Here is a 15,157-nt window from a genome sequence, read left to right as displayed (position 1 = left end):
AGTAAAAATGTGTTCGCTGTCGATAAAAAAACTCACCAATAACGCACCTTTGCGGTGCGTCTGCGCACCGTTTTAAGGTCAGTTTTTTTAGCTTCAATGGGCAGGAAATTGCTTGTTTCTCCTGCGCTGGGAACGCCGCAGAATAACGCGCAAGATCTGGTCTGACAGTTCACCGATTTCGAGGTAGCAATGGCCGCGTACAACCTGCGACAACTCAAGTATTTCGTCACCACGGTGGAGTGCGGCAGCGTGGCCGAAGCGTCGCGCAAGCTCTACATCGCACAGCCTTCGGTCTCTACCGCCATCAAACACCTGGAAGAAAGCTTTGCCGTGCAGCTGTTCATTCGGCATCACGCGCAGGGTGTGTCGTTGACGCCCAGCGGCGCGCGCTTCTACCGCAAGGCGCAAGAGTTGCTGCGGGTGGCGCACGAGTTCGAGCAGAACGCCCTGGCGGACAACGATGTCGTGGCCGGTCAGATCGACATCGGCTGTTTCGAGACGGTCGCGCCGCTGTACCTGCCACGCTTGATCGCCGGGTTTCGGGATCGCTGGCCGGGCGTGGAAATTCGCATCCGCGATGGCGAGCAGCAGGAACTGGTGCAGGCCCTGACGTCGGGCAGTATCGATCTGGCGATTCTGTATGAGCACGATCTGGACAGCACCATCGACACCGTGCCGCTGATGGCGCCGCAACAGCCCTATGCGCTATTGCCCGAGGGGCATCGCTTTGCCAGCCAGGCCAAGGTTTCGCTGAACGATCTGGTGCTCGAACCGATGGTGCTGCTGGATGTACAACCCAGCCGGACCTATTTCGTGAGCATCTTCGAGGAGCGCGGACTGACCCCGCACATCCAGTTCAGCTCGCCGTCGATCGAGATGGTCCGCGGCATGGTGGGTCGCGGGTTCGGTTTTTCGATTCTGGTGACCCGACCGAAGTCCGAATACACCTACGACGGGCAGAAGCTGGTGTGCGTGCCGCTGGCCGAGCAGGTCACCGGTTCAGGGCTGTCCGCTGCCTGGCTGCGCCGTTCGCAATTGACCAAACCGGCGCAGTTGTTCGTGGATCATTGCCGGGAGGAGTTGGCGCCGAAAGAAGGGTAATAAGGGTAATAAGGGTAATAAATAAGCCTGCCGCTGATTCGCTGTGGGAGCGAATTCATTCGCGATTGGCCAGTGCAGGCGAAAGGGTATCGACTGGACGAGTTTTCGCGAATGAATTCGCTCCCACAGGGGAACATGCCCCCCGTTGTTATCGGTGCAGTCCCGTTCGCAAGGCTTCGATCATCCGACGCAACATCGCGTCACAGGCCTCCAACTGCTCGACGCTGACAAACTCATCCGGCTTGTGCCCCTGATCCATGCTTCCCGGCCCACACACCACGGTGGGGATGCCGATGGCATCGAACAAGCCACCTTCGGTCCCAAACGCCACGGTGGTGAATTCTTCCGATCCGCAGAACTGCGCGATCAACCGTGCGGCCTGGCTTTTCTCATCGGTCACCAGGCCCGGATAGGCTGAGAGCGCGGAGAAGCGGATATCGCTGTCCGGGTTGACCGCCTGCATGCGCGGCAGCACCTGGTCTTTGGCGTACTGCTGCAATCGTTGAGCGACTTCAAGGGGATCATGGGCAGGCAATGCCCGCACTTCGAAATCGAAGCGGCAGTCGGCGGGCACGATGTTCAGCGCCTTGCCGCCGGTGATCACACCGGTCTGCACCGTGGTGAAGGGTGGGTCGAAGCGCGGATCGTGCAGATCCACGGCGCGCAGCGTCGTGCCGATGCGTCCCAGCTCGCCGATGAGCTCGGCGGCGTATTCGATGGCGTTCACACCCTGCGGCGCATACGCCGAATGACAGGCTGCGCCGTGCACATCGCAACGCATGGCCAGCTTGCCCTTGTGGCCCAGCACGGGCTTGAGTTCGGTGGGTTCGCCAATGATGCACAACAGCGGTTTGACCGGTCGCTGTTCAAGCTCGGCCAACAATGAACGCACCCCGAGGCAGCCGACTTCCTCGTCATAGGACAGGGCGATGTGCACCGGTATCGTCAAGGATGCAGCCAGCAGGCCCGGCACCGCCGCCAATACACAGGCTATGTAGCCTTTCATGTCCGCCGTGCCACGCCCGAACAGCTTGCCGTCATGTTCGCTCAGTTCAAACGGCGGTACGCTCCATGGCTGACCGTCCACCGGCACCACGTCGGTGTGGCCGGACAGCACGATGCCCGGGCGATCCGCCGGGCCCAGGGTGGCGAAGAGGTTGGCCTTGCTGCGCTCGGCGTTGTAGATCAGTTCACAGGGCACGTCGAGCTGGGCGAGGTAGTCGCGAACGAACTCGATCAATTGCAGGTTCGACTCACGGCTGGTGGTGTCGAATCCGACCAGTGCGGCCAGCAATTCCCGGCTTTTGCTCATACGTTGATCCTTGCGGGGTTCATAAGCGCGTGATGGATTACCGTTTCACTCATCACCGGGAACGCCATAGCTCGGCGCTTTGGTCGGGTCGAGGGCGCGGGTGATGTAGTCCTGCAGTTGAGGGCGATAGTCGGTCCATAGTTGTGCGAGTTGACCGATCGGGTCCTCATCGGCCCAGTCCACGCGCAGATCGACGATCGGCCAGGTCAGTTCGCCGACCACCACCAAGGCAGCCGAGTGTACAGGACCTGCTTCGCCGCCGGCCGCGACCGCCGCCTGCATCGCGGCGATCAGCCGGTCTGCGAGTTGACCGCCGCTGTTTTCGAAGGTGTGCACCAGCGTTTCGATGACGGCACGATCGGCCAGCATGTTGCCGGCGCCCACGCACTGTTCACCCGCTAACGCGTTGTGTGTACCAAGGGTTTCACTGCCGCTGAAATGGGCGGTCTGGCCGAGGTGGTCGATGGCGGTCAACTGCCGAAACTGGCTGTAGCCGTTGCTGGTCAGGGCCTTGTCCAGCGCTTGGGCAGGGGACAGGCCTTGTTCCAGTTGATCGAGCACGTGCGGGCCCAGCGCGGGGAGGGTGATGTTCTGGGTGGCGACCGCGCCGACGCCGGGGCGCAACCAGGGGCAACGCGCGCCTACCGCAATGCTGGAAGAGCTGATGGCGATGCCCAGTTGTCCGGTTTCGGCGCAACGGCCGACGATTGAAAACGTCATGGTGTGTTCGTCCTGTTTCGTCCTGACCCGCCATCCGGCGCCCGGCGAGCGTGCTTGACGCTGCCCGGGCGTGGATGGGACATGACTGCATTCTGTCCATGGGTTGCGGTTGGCGAAACGAGGTTTTTTGTGGAGCCTGATTACGAAAAAGCGTGCCAGTGCCTCACGGCGTTTTACAGCCGGCCGTACTCGCGGGCGGTGCGGTCCACGGCAATGCGGGTCTTGTCCACCAGTTCGTCCAGCTCCAAGCGTGTGGCGACCAGCGCGGGCGCCATGATCATGCGGCCCAGCGTGGAGCGAATGATGATGCCTTCTTCAAAACCCAGGGTGCGGCAGCGCCAGGCGATGTCGTTCTCGTTGGCGAAGCGTTTGCGCGTTGCTTTGTCCTCGGCGAATTGCAGCGCGGCGACCAGCCCGACGCCTTGAACCTCGCCCACCAGCGGATGGTTGCCGAAGACTTCGCGCAGGCAGTTCTGCAGGTAAGGGCCTGTGTCGGTCTTCACTTGAGTGACCACGCCTTCGTCGCGCAGTGCCTTGAGGTTGGCAATCGCCACGGCGGCGGCGACGGGGTGCCCGGAGTAGGTCAGACCGTGGGCGAATACACCGCCTTTTTCCACCAGCGCTTCGGCCATGCGCCGCGACAGGATCAAGCCGCCCATGGGGATGTAACCCGAGGTCAGGCCTTTGGCGATCGACAGGGTGTCGGGCTCGAAACCGAAGGTTTGATGCGCGAACCATTCGCCGGTGCGACCGAACCCGCCGATCACCTCGTCGGCACACAGCAGCACGTCGTACTTGCGGCAAATACGCTGAATTTCCGGCCAGTAGGTCGAGGGAGGAATGATCATCCCGCCCGCACCCTGGAACGGTTCGGCAACGAAGGCAGCCACGGTGTCCGCGCCCAGTTCGAGAATCTTCTCTTCCAGTTGGCGAGCCGCGCGCAGCCCGAAGGCTTCGGGGCTTAGATCGCCTTCATGGGCAAACCAGTAAGGCTCGTCGATGTGCGCGACATCCGGAATCGTACCGCCCATTTCGTGCATGAATTTCATGCCGCCCAGCGCAGTCGCCGCCAGGGTCGAGCCGTGGTACCCGTTCCAGCGCCCGATCATGACTTTCTTCTCCGGCTTGCCCATGACCTGCCAGAACTTGCGCACGGTGCGGATCAGCACCTCGTTGGCTTCGGAGCCTGAGTTGGTGTAGATCGCGTGGCTGTAATGGTCGGGCAGCAGGCTGAACAGCAGCTCGGACAGCTCGATCACCGCCGGGTGGGTCGTGTGGAAGAACATGTTGTAGTAGGGCAGTTGCTCCAGTTGCGCGCTGGCGGCAGCGGCCAGGTCTTTGCGTCCGTAACCCAGGTTGGTGCACCACAACCCTGACATGCCATCCAGATACCGCTTGCCGTCGTTGTCCCACAGCGCCAGCCGGTCGCCTTTGACCATCACCCGCGGGCCCTCCGCGTTGAGCGCCTTCTGGTCGACGAATGCATGAATGTGGTGGGCGGCATCGGCGGCCTGGTAGTCAGTGGTGGTGCGGGAGGTCTCGGGGCTGATGGACATGTCGCGTCTCCAGGGTCGATGGCGCCCAGCCCCTGCGATCACGGTTTTCCAGTGGGCGGGGCGGGGTGGCCGGGGCTTCGTTGGCAATAAGTTTTGTCATCTAAAAATATTTTGTAAAGAAAATATTTGTTGGGAAAAACATACGCCCGTAATCTGGGCAGCACTGCACATCCACCTCAGGGGCAACATGACAGGGCTTAGAGAACGGCAGAAGGAACAACGCCGACAGCTGATCGCGGACGCGGCATTGACGTTGTTCAAGGCCAATGGCTTCGGCGCGACCACACTGGAACACATCGCTAACGAAGCTGGGGTTTCAGCCCCCACCGTCGTGAATTACTTCGGTGGCAAGCAGGAAATCCTGCTGGCGCTGCTCAAAGCGCCGGACGAACAGGCGATGCGCGAGGCGCGGGCCAACCTGGATGAAAACACCGACCCCCTCGACGCCCTGTGCGAGCTTGAAGGGCTGATGACCCGCTACCAGTTGCGCGCCATGCCCGCGTCATTATGGCGTGAGCTGGCGCCGTTTCTGTTTACCGGCGAACTGGCCCAGGCGTTCCATCCGTGGAATGCCGCCGTGGTCGAAGAAGCCAAGGCACTGCTCCTGCATTTTCAAACGCAGGGCAAAGTGCGCGACTCGGTCGATATCGACGTGGCCGCCACGTTGTTCAACCAGTACGCCAACCTGGCGTTTATCCGACTGGCCACCGAAGCCGTGCCGGATCGCGAGGCTCATGCCGCACATATGCGCAGCGTACTGGGCCTGATGTGCCACGGCATGTTGAGCTGAGCAGCGCCATTCACAGGCCTAGCTTTTTCCTGCTTTGCGACGACAAAAATCATAATTTCGCTATCCCCTGATCCTGCACAGAATGCGCTCACACCCGCCTTCGTGAAGGACACAGGTATGACAGCTGGAAAAACAGAAATCGATACGCTCGTGGTCGGTGCCGGTCAGGCAGGCGTGGCCATGAGTGAGCACCTGAGCAGGCTCGGAATCCCTCACCTGGTCCTTGAGCGCAACCGCATTGCGGAAGCCTGGCGCAGCGGCCGCTGGGATTCACTGGTCGCCAACGGACCCGCCTGGCACGACCGGTTTCCGGGCCTCGAGTTTGATGACCTCAGTCCGGACGGTTTTGCGCCCAAAGAGCGGGTTGCCGACTATTTCGAAGCCTACGCGCGCAAATTCAAGGCACCGATCCGCACCGGCGTCGACGTGCGCAAGGTCGAGCGTAACGTTGGACGTCCGGGCTTTACGGTGGAGACGTCCGACGGTGTCATCGAAGCCAATCGCGTGGTGGTGGCCACCGGCCCGTTTCAACACCCGGTGATTCCCGCCATCGCACCCAAAGACGAACGCCTGACGCAGATTCACTCCGCCCAGTACCGCAACCCGCAGCAGTTGCCGGAAGGCGCCGTGCTGGTCGTGGGCGCCGGGTCTTCCGGTACGCAGATTGCGGACGAACTTCAGCGAGCGGGCAGGCAGGTCTACCTGTCGGTGGGCCAGCACGATCGTCCACCGCGCGCGTATCGCAACCGGGATTTCTGCTGGTGGCTGGGCGTGCTCGGCGAATGGGACCAGGCCGCGATGAAGCCGGGTCGCGAGCACGTGACGATCGCGGTCAGCGGTGCCCATGGCGGCCGTACGGTGGACTTTCGAGAACTGGCGCAGCGCGGTATGAAGCTGGTCGGCGTGACGCGCGGGTTCAACGATGGCGTGGTGAGCTTTCAACCGGACCTGGCCGACAACCTGGCGCGCGGCGATGAGAACTACCTGGCGGTGCTGGACGCTGCAGATGCCTACATCGAACGCAATGGCCTGGACCTGCCGCTGGAGCCCGAAGCACGCCGGGTGTTTCCCGACCCTGAATGCATGAGCACGCCGATTCTAGAGCTCGATCTGGCCAAGGCCGGCATCACCACCGTCATCTGGGCGACCGGCTTTGCCACCGATTACAGCTGGCTGAAGGTCGATGCGTTCGACGCCAAGGGCAAACCGCTTCATCAGCGTGGGGTGTCCACCGAGTCGGGGATCTACTTCCTCGGTTTGCCATGGCAGTCGCGACGCGGGTCTTCGTTCATCTGGGGTGTGTGGCACGACGCCAAGTACGTGGCCGACCACATCGCGATCCAGCGCACTTACCTGGAATACCGCGACGCCGCGCAGCGCCAGGCCGCGCAAACCGTGGCGCCGGTATCGGCGACCCAAGGGCACCCCGTCGTCACTGCCTGACCGTGAACACCCGTGCCGACCCACCTGTCGGCGGCGCGACCCGTTTTGTGTTTTCGAGGAGCTTCACATGGCGCAGCCAACCCACACACGCATTCGCATGTTCAACACCAAAGAAACCTACCCGAACCAGTCGCTGGACAACGACCTGTGCCAGGCGGTTCGGGCCGGCAACACCATCTATGTGCGTGGCCAGATCGGCACCGACTTTGAGGGCAATCTGGTGGGCCTCGGTGACCCGCGCGCCCAAGCCGAACAGGCCATGAAAAATGTCAAGCAACTGCTGGAAGAAGCGGGCTCCGACCTGTCGCACATCGTCAAGACCACCACGTACATCATCGACCCGCGCTATCGCGAGCCGGTGTATCAGGAGGTCGGCAAGTGGCTCAAGGGCGTGTTCCCGATTTCCACAGGGCTGGTGATTTCAGGGTTGGGGCAGCCCCAGTGGCTGATGGAAATCGACGTGATTGCGGTGGTCCCGGACGACTGGCAGGCAAACCCGGCATAAGCCACGCTGCGATGCGGTCCGCCTGAGTCGTCGCTTCAGGTGTTCGCATCGCGTTGCAGCCAGCGGATCAATAACGCTGATACTGCGAACCGAACTCGGCGCGCACGTCAGCGACGGTTTCGGCAGACTTCAGGTCGAAGCTCACCGAGCCACGCTCGGCGGTGCGGAAGGCTTTCAGGTGATCCGAGCCATCCGACGCCACGCGTTGCTGATTGACGATGTGCGAACCGGCCTGAGCTGTCTGGAACTGTTTGAGGTGTTCCGCGCCATCGGCGGCGAAGACGTTGGCGGCGAGTACGGACAGTGCGATGCTGAGAAGGATCTGGCGTTTCATGGGTGAACTCCTGCGGTCATGACCGATTGGGTTTTCAGGTTTTGATCGCGTTGCCGCTGTGAGGGGCTGCGCTGATCGACGAGCCCAGTAAACCTCTTGGGTGTATCGCGTCTGTGTCCGGTGCTGTCTGCAAATGAGGGTGGATGTATCACTGCGAAGGCTGTACACAGAGCGATACAAAAAGCCCGCTCCCTTCTGTTTTTTCCACGCCGTCGCTGCCGAGCGATCATGGATCCTCGCAAAGGCACCTCACAAACGTCTTGGGGCTATACAGGGCGAAGTGGAAGTGGGTAATGTTTTCCACCTGACTCAAGAGGCCGCACAGACATGCAGAAAACCACCGCCCGACTGGTTTTGCGGCCACCTGTCCTTGACGACCTCGACAGCCTTTTTGCCATTTATGGCGATCCGGCGACCAACCGCTTCAATCCATCCGGGCCTCTGTCCAGCATCGAACAAGCGCAGTGGCTGCTGAACGGCTGGATAGCCCACTGGAAAGCTCATGGGTACGGACAATGGGTGATCTGCACACGGGAATCCCCCGACGACATCATCGGCTTCGGCGGGATCGACGCGCGTAAATACCTCGACGTGGAACGCCTGAACCTGGGTTACCGGTTCGGCACTCAGGCGTGGGGCAAAGGCTTCGCAACGGAACTCAGTCAGGCGGCGCTTGACTATGCGTTCACCGAGCTGCACGTGCCGGAAGTCTTCGCGGTGGTCAGGCCCCACCACCAGGCGTCGATACGCGTGCTGGAAAAAGTCGGCATGCTGCGTATCGACACGCTGGACGATGTGCCGGGGCAGGCGGCGAGTCTGGTGTATCGATTGCGGCGTGAGGACGCCGCCCCTGGGCGTTATTAGGCGGCATCGCTCTCCGGCAATTTGGCAATGACCTTGATCTCGAAATCAAAACCGTACAGCCAGGTCACCCCGACCGCCGTCACTGTCGGGTGCGGGGCCTGACCCCAGAATTCCGGCACCACTTCCCATATCCTTTCGAACCGCGATTGCGGATCGACGATGAAGACCGTGACGTCGATCACGTCATCAAACGTGCAACCTGCCGCATCGAGGATGGCGTTGAGGTTGTTGAAAGCCAGCCTGACCTGCGCCTGAAGGTCGGGCTCGGGCGAGCCGTCTTCGCGGCTGCCGACCTGTCCCGAGACGAACAGCAGACCGTTGGATTTGATGGCCGGCGAATACCGGTTGATGTCGTAAAGCGCCTGGCGTCCGGCTGGGAAAACCACGTTGCGAACTGTCATGTGCAGCCTCCATCTGTGGGTCGGGTGTGACCCGTTAGTGACGATGAAGAGACTGTAAAGCGCTTGCGTGCGGCCGATAAACGAGCAACCTTGATCAGGACTGTTTGTAAATCCCAAACAATCCCCTTCATTTTCGGGAGTGGCGATGGACCGTTTTGATGCAATGCAGGCCTTTGTTCGCGTCGTGGAAACCGGCAGTTTCACCAAGGCCGCCGGCACACTGCACATGAGCAAGACCAGCGTGACCCAACTGGTGCAACAACTGGAAGCGCGCCTGCGGGTCAAGCTGCTCAACCGCACCACACGCAAGGTTAACGTGACGGCCGATGGCGCCGCGTATTACGAGCGCGCAGTGCGGGTGCTGGCCGATCTGGACGATGCGGAAACCGGCTTGTCGAGCGCGGCGACGTTGCCCCGTGGACGGTTGCGGGTGGACGTTCCGAGTCCGTTTGCGCGCTTGATCCTGATTCCGGCGCTGCCTGCGTTTCACGCACGCTACCCCGACATCCAGCTCGACCTGGGTGTCAGTGATCGCATGGTCGACATCATCGGCGAGCACATCGATTGTGTGGTGCGCGGCGGTGAGTTGACCGATCAATCGCTGATGGCGCGGCGTATCGGCGATCTGCAGCTGGGGGTTTATGCGGCGCCCCATTATCTGGCGCGGGCAGGACGGCCAGCGCACCCCGCAGAACTGGAAGACACGCATCATCGCATCGTGGGCTATCGCTGGGCGCGTACCGGCAAGCTGTTTGCGATGGTCATGCGCAAAGGCGAAGAAACCGTCCAGGTGCAAGGCCGTTACGCGGTGTCCGTGGACGACGGCAATGCCTACATGGCGGCTGGGGTGGCCGGGATGGGCATGCTCTGGTTGCCGCATTACATGGCCAGGGCGTCACTGGCGAGCGGCGAACTGCTGCCGTTGTTCGAGGACTGGCGTCTGGACACCATGCCCATGTTCGTTGCGTTTCCGCCCAATCGGCACATCAGCATCAAGCTGCGGGTGTTCATCGACTGGATGATCGAGTTGATGGCCGAGCATGCGCCGGTCGTCGGCTGACGACACGGCGAAGGCGAGAACGCCTCGCGGTGGCGGGATTCAGCATTCGTTTTCCTGACCGTTGCGTTAAGATCGAGCGCGTTGTGATGACAGCGACCTTTATTTATTCACTCTCCAGGCGAACCGATGTCTGAAAACGATGCGTTTACCCAGGATATCGCCGCCGTCGCCAGGATCGACGCCGTCCCGATCATTCTGGACATGGTCAAGCATGTGACCGGCATGCGCTTTGCGGCGGTCGCACGGGTCACGGATGCGCACTGGGTGGCGTTGGCGGTCGATGACTCGATCAACTTCGGCCTGAAACCCGGTGGCGAGTTGCTCCTTGAATCGACGATCTGCCATGAAATCCGGCAGAGCCGTCAACCCGTGGTCTTCACCCACGCCAGTGAGCATCCGGTGTACGCGCAGCATCACACGCCCAAAACCTATCAGCTGGAAAGCTATGCCTCGATCCCGATCGTCAAGGCCAATGGCGAGTTTTTCGGCACCCTTTGCGCGATCGACACGGTGCCTGCGCATTTCGACGAGTGCGCTGTCCTCAAAACCTTGGGGTTATTTGCTCAGTTGATTGCGATGCACCTGGATTTGCGGAGCGATCTGGAAAAGTCTGAAAACGCCCTGGCCGATGCGACCCAAGCCGGTCGTCTGCGCGAGCAGTTCATTGCCGTGCTCGGCCATGACCTGCGCACGCCCCTCAGCGCCATCCGCATGAGTGCCGACCTGCTTGAGTCCAGACTCGAGGACAAACGCGAACGCGGACTGGCCAGCGCGATCCGCAAGAGCTCGCAGCGGATGGGCGCCTTGATCGAGGACGTGCTGGATTTCGCCCGTGGCCGACTCGGCGGCGGGATTCCGGTAAGGCGCATGCGGGTGGACGATCTGCAAGGCGTGTTCAGTTCGGTCATTGCGGAGATCCAGGCGTCGGAGCCGGATGTGCAGATTGAGCAGGACTTCGCGATCCCGGCGGACATTTATTGTGATCCGACGCGCATCGGGCAGTTGCTGTCCAATCTGGTGGGCAACGCCGTGACCCATGGCACCCGCGAATCGCCGGTCAGGATCGTGGCAAAAACCGAAGGCGATGATTTTGTTTTGTCGGTGACCAATCACGGGGCGTGCATTCCCGCTGCATTGATGCCGCTGCTCTTTCAGCCCTTCAAGCGCTCGGATGGAGGGCAAAGGGGAGAAGGCCTGGGCCTCGGGCTTTACATCGCTTCGCAGATTCTTGAGGGCCATGGCGGCACGCTTTCGGTCAGTTCGTCGCCGGATCAGGGCACGTGCTTCGTGGCGCGGTTTGCGGCCAGACTCTAGCGGGCTATCGGTATCGTAAAACGAAGCTAGTATGAGTCGTTGCAACCGTATTGCCTTCGCCAGCGATGCGCAGTGGGTAAGCAGTGCAAAGACCGGCATGACTTGGCGTTCACCTCGACCTTCAAAGGATGAAATGTATGAGTGTGTTACTCGGTCCTGTGCTTCAGTTTCGTGGTTGTTCCGACCCTGATTACAACGTGTCCGCCTTGGTTGTCACGCCTCTCGACAGCCCCTCGCCGAAGGTTACGAAGGATGCGGGCCTTACGGCTGGCAAGCCGGTGCCATTGGCAGACATCCCGCTGCTGAAACCGCAATACCGGGTGTGGCGTATCGATGTGAAGGTTGCTCAAGGCACCAGTAAAAAGACCTTTAACCTGAGCATTGACGACCAGCCGGCCTCCTTTGAAGTGCCCGCCAGGGGCCAGGCGCCGCGTATGGCGTATGCCTCGTGCAACGGGTTTTCGGACCCGAAGCTGATGGACAAGGTCGACAAGAAAAACGATCGCTGGGACGACATGGCCGCGGTGCATCAGCGTACGCCTTATCACCTTTTGTTGTTGGGCGGCGATCAGGTCTACAGCGATGAGATGCGCGGTCGTGTGAAGTCCATGAAGGACTGGTTCGCGAAAGGCATGGACGGCCGGATCGCTGCGACGTTCACCAAAGGGATCGAGTCGGACCTCGACACGTTTTTCACCACGCTTTACATGGAGCGTTGGAAGCAGCCTGAGCCCGCCCGGATGTTCGCGGCCATCCCGTCGATCATGATGTGGGACGACCACGACATTGTGGACGGCTGGGGTTCCTACGACGAAGGCCTGCATAGCTGTCCGGTTTTTCAGGGGCTGTTTCGAACCGCCAGGCTGTATTTCCGGATTTTCCAGCAACAGTTGATCACGCAACCCGCCGCTCAACCGTCCCCTGACGTACACCCTTGCCAGATCGCCGGCATCGCCGACGGCTTTCACATGGGGTTCACCGGCCTGGGCGGTCTCTCGATTCTGGTCCCGGACCTGCGAACGGAACGCCACCCCGATTTCAAACGGGGCGACTTCACGCCCACCCAGATTATTTCCGCGCAGAGTTGGGACGCCATTTTCGCCTGGCTGGACAAGGTCAAAGGACAGCGGCATCTGCTGGTGATGAGCAGCATCCCGGTGGGGTATCTCGATCTGCAGGCCGCTGAGAAGGCGCTTGACCTGCTGCCCGGCCAACAGGAACTTGAAGATGACCTGCGCGATCACTGGCGCAGCCTTCCACACCGGGACGAAAGAAAGCGTCTGATCATGCGCCTGCTTGACTATGCGAGTTCAACAAACGGCTGCAAGGTGACCTTGGTGTCGGGTGACGTTCACGTCGCTGGCGTGTGCGCGATCGAGTCGACCCTTCAGCAACATTCGGTCGGCGGAGCGGGTGTGATCAAACAGCTGATTTCGACCGGTGTCGTGCACCCGTCGCCACCCGCGCTCGCGGTCTATTTTCTGGAATCGCTTGGGGCCGGGCAGGAGCAGATCGATTACAAAATCACCGGGACGATGCTGCCGATCGGCACCCGAGGACGGTACCTGATTCCTGCGAGGAACTGGATGGCGATCGAGCCGGACGAAAACGATCCCCGCGCGCGGCTCTGGATCAATTGGCACGTGGAAGGTCTGGACCATCTGGTCACTCAGGTCATTGATCCGGTCGTGAAAGCGGGCCCCTGAGCGGTCCTTCCCTGAACTCGGGTGTGCGCTTGAGTGGCTGACAGGTTGAGGCCCCTCAAGGCGCCGGTCAGGCTTCGTCCTCCAGGCTGGTCAGAAAAGCGAACAGGTTCGCGGCTTCGGGAGACAGGCGTGCTCCCGACGCCACGCCGACGAACAGCGTGCGCGCGGCCCATGGGTCTTGCAGCGGGATCGCGGTCAGCGTGCTTTCCAGCAGGGCGGGCTGCACTGAACCCAGCGGCAGAATTCCGATACCGAGACCGGCGTCGATCATCCGGCAGATACCGTCGAAGCTGCTGACCTGGATGCGAACCTTCAGCCCTTTCCCCGCGCTGTGGGCCGCGTCGCTGATGCGCTTGAGCAGCGAACTCCCCTGATTCAATGCCACGTAGTCACAGTCCAGCGTCTCGGTAAACCGCACGGATGACCGCTGCGCCAAGGGATGATCGCGAGGCACCAGCACCACCAGCCGGTCCCGCCGGTAAGGCCGCAGGTCCAGATTAGGGGCGGGGACGTTGTCGGCGAAGATCCCGATGTCGGCACGACCGTCTTCCACGGCCTGAATGGTCATCTCGCTCAGTGCTTCTTCCATGCCGATGCGTACGTGTGGGTTGGCTGAAAGGAAAGTATTGAGGTCCTTGGGCAAGAACTGGATGACCGCCGAGGTGTTGGCGAACAACCTTACGTGGCCGCGTACGCCGTTGGAAAAATCACTGGCGTCATGGGCCATACGCTGCGCGCTTTCCAGAATATGGCGCGCGTGTTCAGCCAGACCCCGTCCGGCCGGCGTCAGTTGCAGGCCCCTTGGAAGCCTTACGAACAGGGTGCAGTCGGTGATGCGCTCCAGCTCTGCCAGGCGCTTGCTGGCGGCCGACACGGTGAGGTGAGCACTGTCCGCAGCCTTGGTGAGGTTTTCGCTTTCCGCCGCCAGCACCAGCAGGCGCAGGGACACCAGATCCAGCTGAAGCACGTTATGCATGGGTACACCCAGTGTTTCCGTTTCGGAAAGCATAATGGAAATCTTTGAAATTCTCATCGCTCGGGTTTGCGCCGATCATCCAGCCAAGACAAGGCCCGGGAGAGGCAGCCAGAATGAAACGTCTGTTCATGCAGGAAGTGGCGACACGCGACGGTTTCCAGAACGAAAAAACCTTTATCGAAACCGACGACAAGATCGCCCTCATTGATGCGCTGAGCGAGTGCGGTTACGCCAAGATCGAGGTCACCTCTTTCACCTCGCCCAAGGCGATTCCCGCGCTGCGCGACGCTGAGGCCGTCATGGCCGGCATCACCCGCCGGCCCGGGGTCGAGTACACGGTGCTGGTGCCCAATGTCCGCGGTGCCGAACGCGCATTGGGGTGCGGGATCGATGAGGCGAATCTGGTGATGTCGGTCAGCGAACCGCACAACCGCTCCAATCTGCGCATGACGCGTGAGCAATCGTTCGCCCAGTTGACCGATGTCATCGGGGTAATAGGGCAGGGGCCGGTTGCGGTCAACGTATCGCTTTCAACTGTCTTTGGTTGCCCGATGCAAGGCGAGATGTCGGCCGATGAGGTGCTCGCCTGGATTGATCGTTTTGCCGCGCTGGGCGTGCGCGGTGTGACGTTGTGCGATACGACCGGCATGGCCTATCCCTCGCAGGTTCAGGCGCTGTCCCGACAGGTGCGCGAACGTTTTCCTCACTTGCAGCTGACCCTGCATTTCCACAACACCCGCGGCATGGCGCTGGCCAACACGTTGGGCGCACTGCAGGCCGGTGTCGATCGCTTTGATGCTTCGCTCGGTGGGCTTGGCGGGTGTCCTTATGCGCCCGGTGCCAGCGGCAACGTGTGCATGGAAGACCTCGTGCACATGCTCGACCTCATGGGGTATCAGACCGGAATGGACCTTGAGCGCGTGCTGGCGGCGTCGGCGCGGTTGCCGGGATTGATCGGCCACGACACCCCCGGTCAGGTGCTCAAAGCCGGTCGCCGACTGGACCTGCATCCCGTGCCCGAGCACGTTCACACGCTGAGCAAACAGGTCGCCAACGCCGAGCGGGGTTGACGCAG

The 15,157-nt window shown here is 61.3% G+C and carries 15 protein-coding genes; 9 read left to right on the top strand and 6 right to left on the bottom strand.

Annotated features, from left to right (window positions below):
* Positions 1 to 189: 189 nt before the first annotated feature.
* Positions 190 to 1,101, top strand: coding sequence for a LysR family transcriptional regulator (locus BLS87_RS18395; RefSeq protein ID WP_074754226.1), 912 nt, complete (start codon positions 190 to 192; stop codon positions 1,099 to 1,101).
* A gap of 148 nt (positions 1,102 to 1,249) precedes the next feature.
* Here BLS87_RS18395 and argE read toward each other — a convergent pair whose 3' ends face one another.
* From argE to BLS87_RS18380, 3 genes are all read right to left on the bottom strand, one after another.
* Positions 1,250 to 2,413, bottom strand: coding sequence for an acetylornithine deacetylase (argE, locus tag BLS87_RS18390; protein WP_074754224.1), 1,164 nt, complete (start codon positions 2,411 to 2,413; stop codon positions 1,250 to 1,252).
* A gap of 45 nt (positions 2,414 to 2,458) precedes the next feature.
* On the bottom strand, positions 2,459 to 3,133 hold the full coding sequence (locus tag BLS87_RS18385) for a DUF1028 domain-containing protein (protein WP_074754222.1): 675 nt from the start codon (positions 3,131 to 3,133) through the stop codon (positions 2,459 to 2,461).
* Between the two features lie 173 nt (positions 3,134 to 3,306).
* On the bottom strand, positions 3,307 to 4,689 hold the full coding sequence (locus BLS87_RS18380) for an aspartate aminotransferase family protein (RefSeq protein ID WP_074754221.1): 1,383 nt from the start codon (positions 4,687 to 4,689) through the stop codon (positions 3,307 to 3,309).
* A 187-nt stretch (positions 4,690 to 4,876) separates the two neighbouring features.
* Between BLS87_RS18380 and BLS87_RS18375 the strand changes: the two genes are divergently transcribed.
* The 3 genes from BLS87_RS18375 (at position 4,877) to BLS87_RS18365 (ending at position 7,427) form a co-directional block, all read left to right on the top strand.
* On the top strand, positions 4,877 to 5,479 hold the full coding sequence (locus BLS87_RS18375) for a TetR/AcrR family transcriptional regulator (protein ID WP_074754219.1): 603 nt from the start codon (positions 4,877 to 4,879) through the stop codon (positions 5,477 to 5,479).
* Between the two features lie 117 nt (positions 5,480 to 5,596).
* Positions 5,597 to 6,922, top strand: coding sequence for a flavin-containing monooxygenase (locus BLS87_RS18370; protein ID WP_074754217.1), 1,326 nt, complete (start codon positions 5,597 to 5,599; stop codon positions 6,920 to 6,922).
* Positions 6,923 to 6,989: 67 nt separating this feature from the next.
* A complete protein-coding gene (locus tag BLS87_RS18365) occupies positions 6,990 to 7,427 on the top strand; it encodes a RidA family protein (protein ID WP_074754215.1) in 438 nt (145 codons plus the stop codon).
* A 67-nt stretch (positions 7,428 to 7,494) separates the two neighbouring features.
* Here BLS87_RS18365 and BLS87_RS18360 read toward each other — a convergent pair whose 3' ends face one another.
* Entirely contained in the window at positions 7,495 to 7,761 is a 267-nt protein-coding gene (locus BLS87_RS18360; RefSeq protein WP_074754213.1) for a hypothetical protein, read from the bottom strand.
* Between the two features lie 327 nt (positions 7,762 to 8,088).
* Here BLS87_RS18360 and BLS87_RS18355 point away from each other — a divergent pair, with 327 nt between their 5' ends.
* The gene (locus tag BLS87_RS18355; RefSeq protein WP_074754211.1) at positions 8,089 to 8,625 is read left to right on the top strand and encodes a GNAT family N-acetyltransferase; all 537 of its coding nucleotides are present in this window, start codon (positions 8,089 to 8,091) and stop codon (positions 8,623 to 8,625) included.
* On the opposite strand, the gene BLS87_RS18350 is transcribed toward BLS87_RS18355, so the two are convergent.
* The gene (locus BLS87_RS18350) at positions 8,622 to 9,026 is read right to left on the bottom strand and encodes a RidA family protein (RefSeq protein ID WP_074754209.1); all 405 of its coding nucleotides are present in this window, start codon (positions 9,024 to 9,026) and stop codon (positions 8,622 to 8,624) included. The genes BLS87_RS18355 and BLS87_RS18350 overlap by 4 nt on opposite strands.
* Before the next feature lie 145 nt (positions 9,027 to 9,171).
* Between BLS87_RS18350 and BLS87_RS18345 the strand changes: the two genes are divergently transcribed.
* From BLS87_RS18345 to BLS87_RS18335, 3 genes are all read left to right on the top strand, one after another.
* Positions 9,172 to 10,086 (top strand): LysR family transcriptional regulator, encoded by a 915-nt coding sequence (locus BLS87_RS18345; protein ID WP_074754207.1) that lies wholly within the window; start codon positions 9,172 to 9,174, stop codon positions 10,084 to 10,086.
* A gap of 126 nt (positions 10,087 to 10,212) precedes the next feature.
* Positions 10,213 to 11,400, top strand: a complete 1,188-nt coding sequence (locus BLS87_RS18340; protein ID WP_074754205.1) for a GAF domain-containing sensor histidine kinase — start codon at positions 10,213 to 10,215, stop codon at positions 11,398 to 11,400.
* A gap of 137 nt (positions 11,401 to 11,537) precedes the next feature.
* Positions 11,538 to 13,106, top strand: a complete 1,569-nt coding sequence (locus BLS87_RS18335) for an alkaline phosphatase D family protein (protein WP_074754203.1) — start codon at positions 11,538 to 11,540, stop codon at positions 13,104 to 13,106.
* 67 nt (positions 13,107 to 13,173) lie between these two features.
* On the opposite strand, the gene BLS87_RS18330 is transcribed toward BLS87_RS18335, so the two are convergent.
* Entirely contained in the window at positions 13,174 to 14,082 is a 909-nt protein-coding gene (locus BLS87_RS18330; RefSeq protein WP_074754477.1) for a LysR family transcriptional regulator, read from the bottom strand.
* A 113-nt stretch (positions 14,083 to 14,195) separates the two neighbouring features.
* Between BLS87_RS18330 and BLS87_RS18325 the strand changes: the two genes are divergently transcribed.
* A complete protein-coding gene (locus tag BLS87_RS18325; RefSeq protein WP_074754201.1) occupies positions 14,196 to 15,152 on the top strand; it encodes a hydroxymethylglutaryl-CoA lyase in 957 nt (318 codons plus the stop codon).
* The last annotated feature ends 5 nt before the right edge of the window (positions 15,153 to 15,157 follow it).

Origin of the sequence: Pseudomonas abietaniphila, from assembly GCF_900100795.1 — a bacterium.
Lineage (GTDB): Bacteria > Pseudomonadota > Gammaproteobacteria > Pseudomonadales > Pseudomonadaceae > Aquipseudomonas > Aquipseudomonas abietaniphila.
The sequence above is the reverse complement of the archived record's forward strand: the minus strand, read 5'-3'. Positions and strand labels throughout refer to the sequence as shown.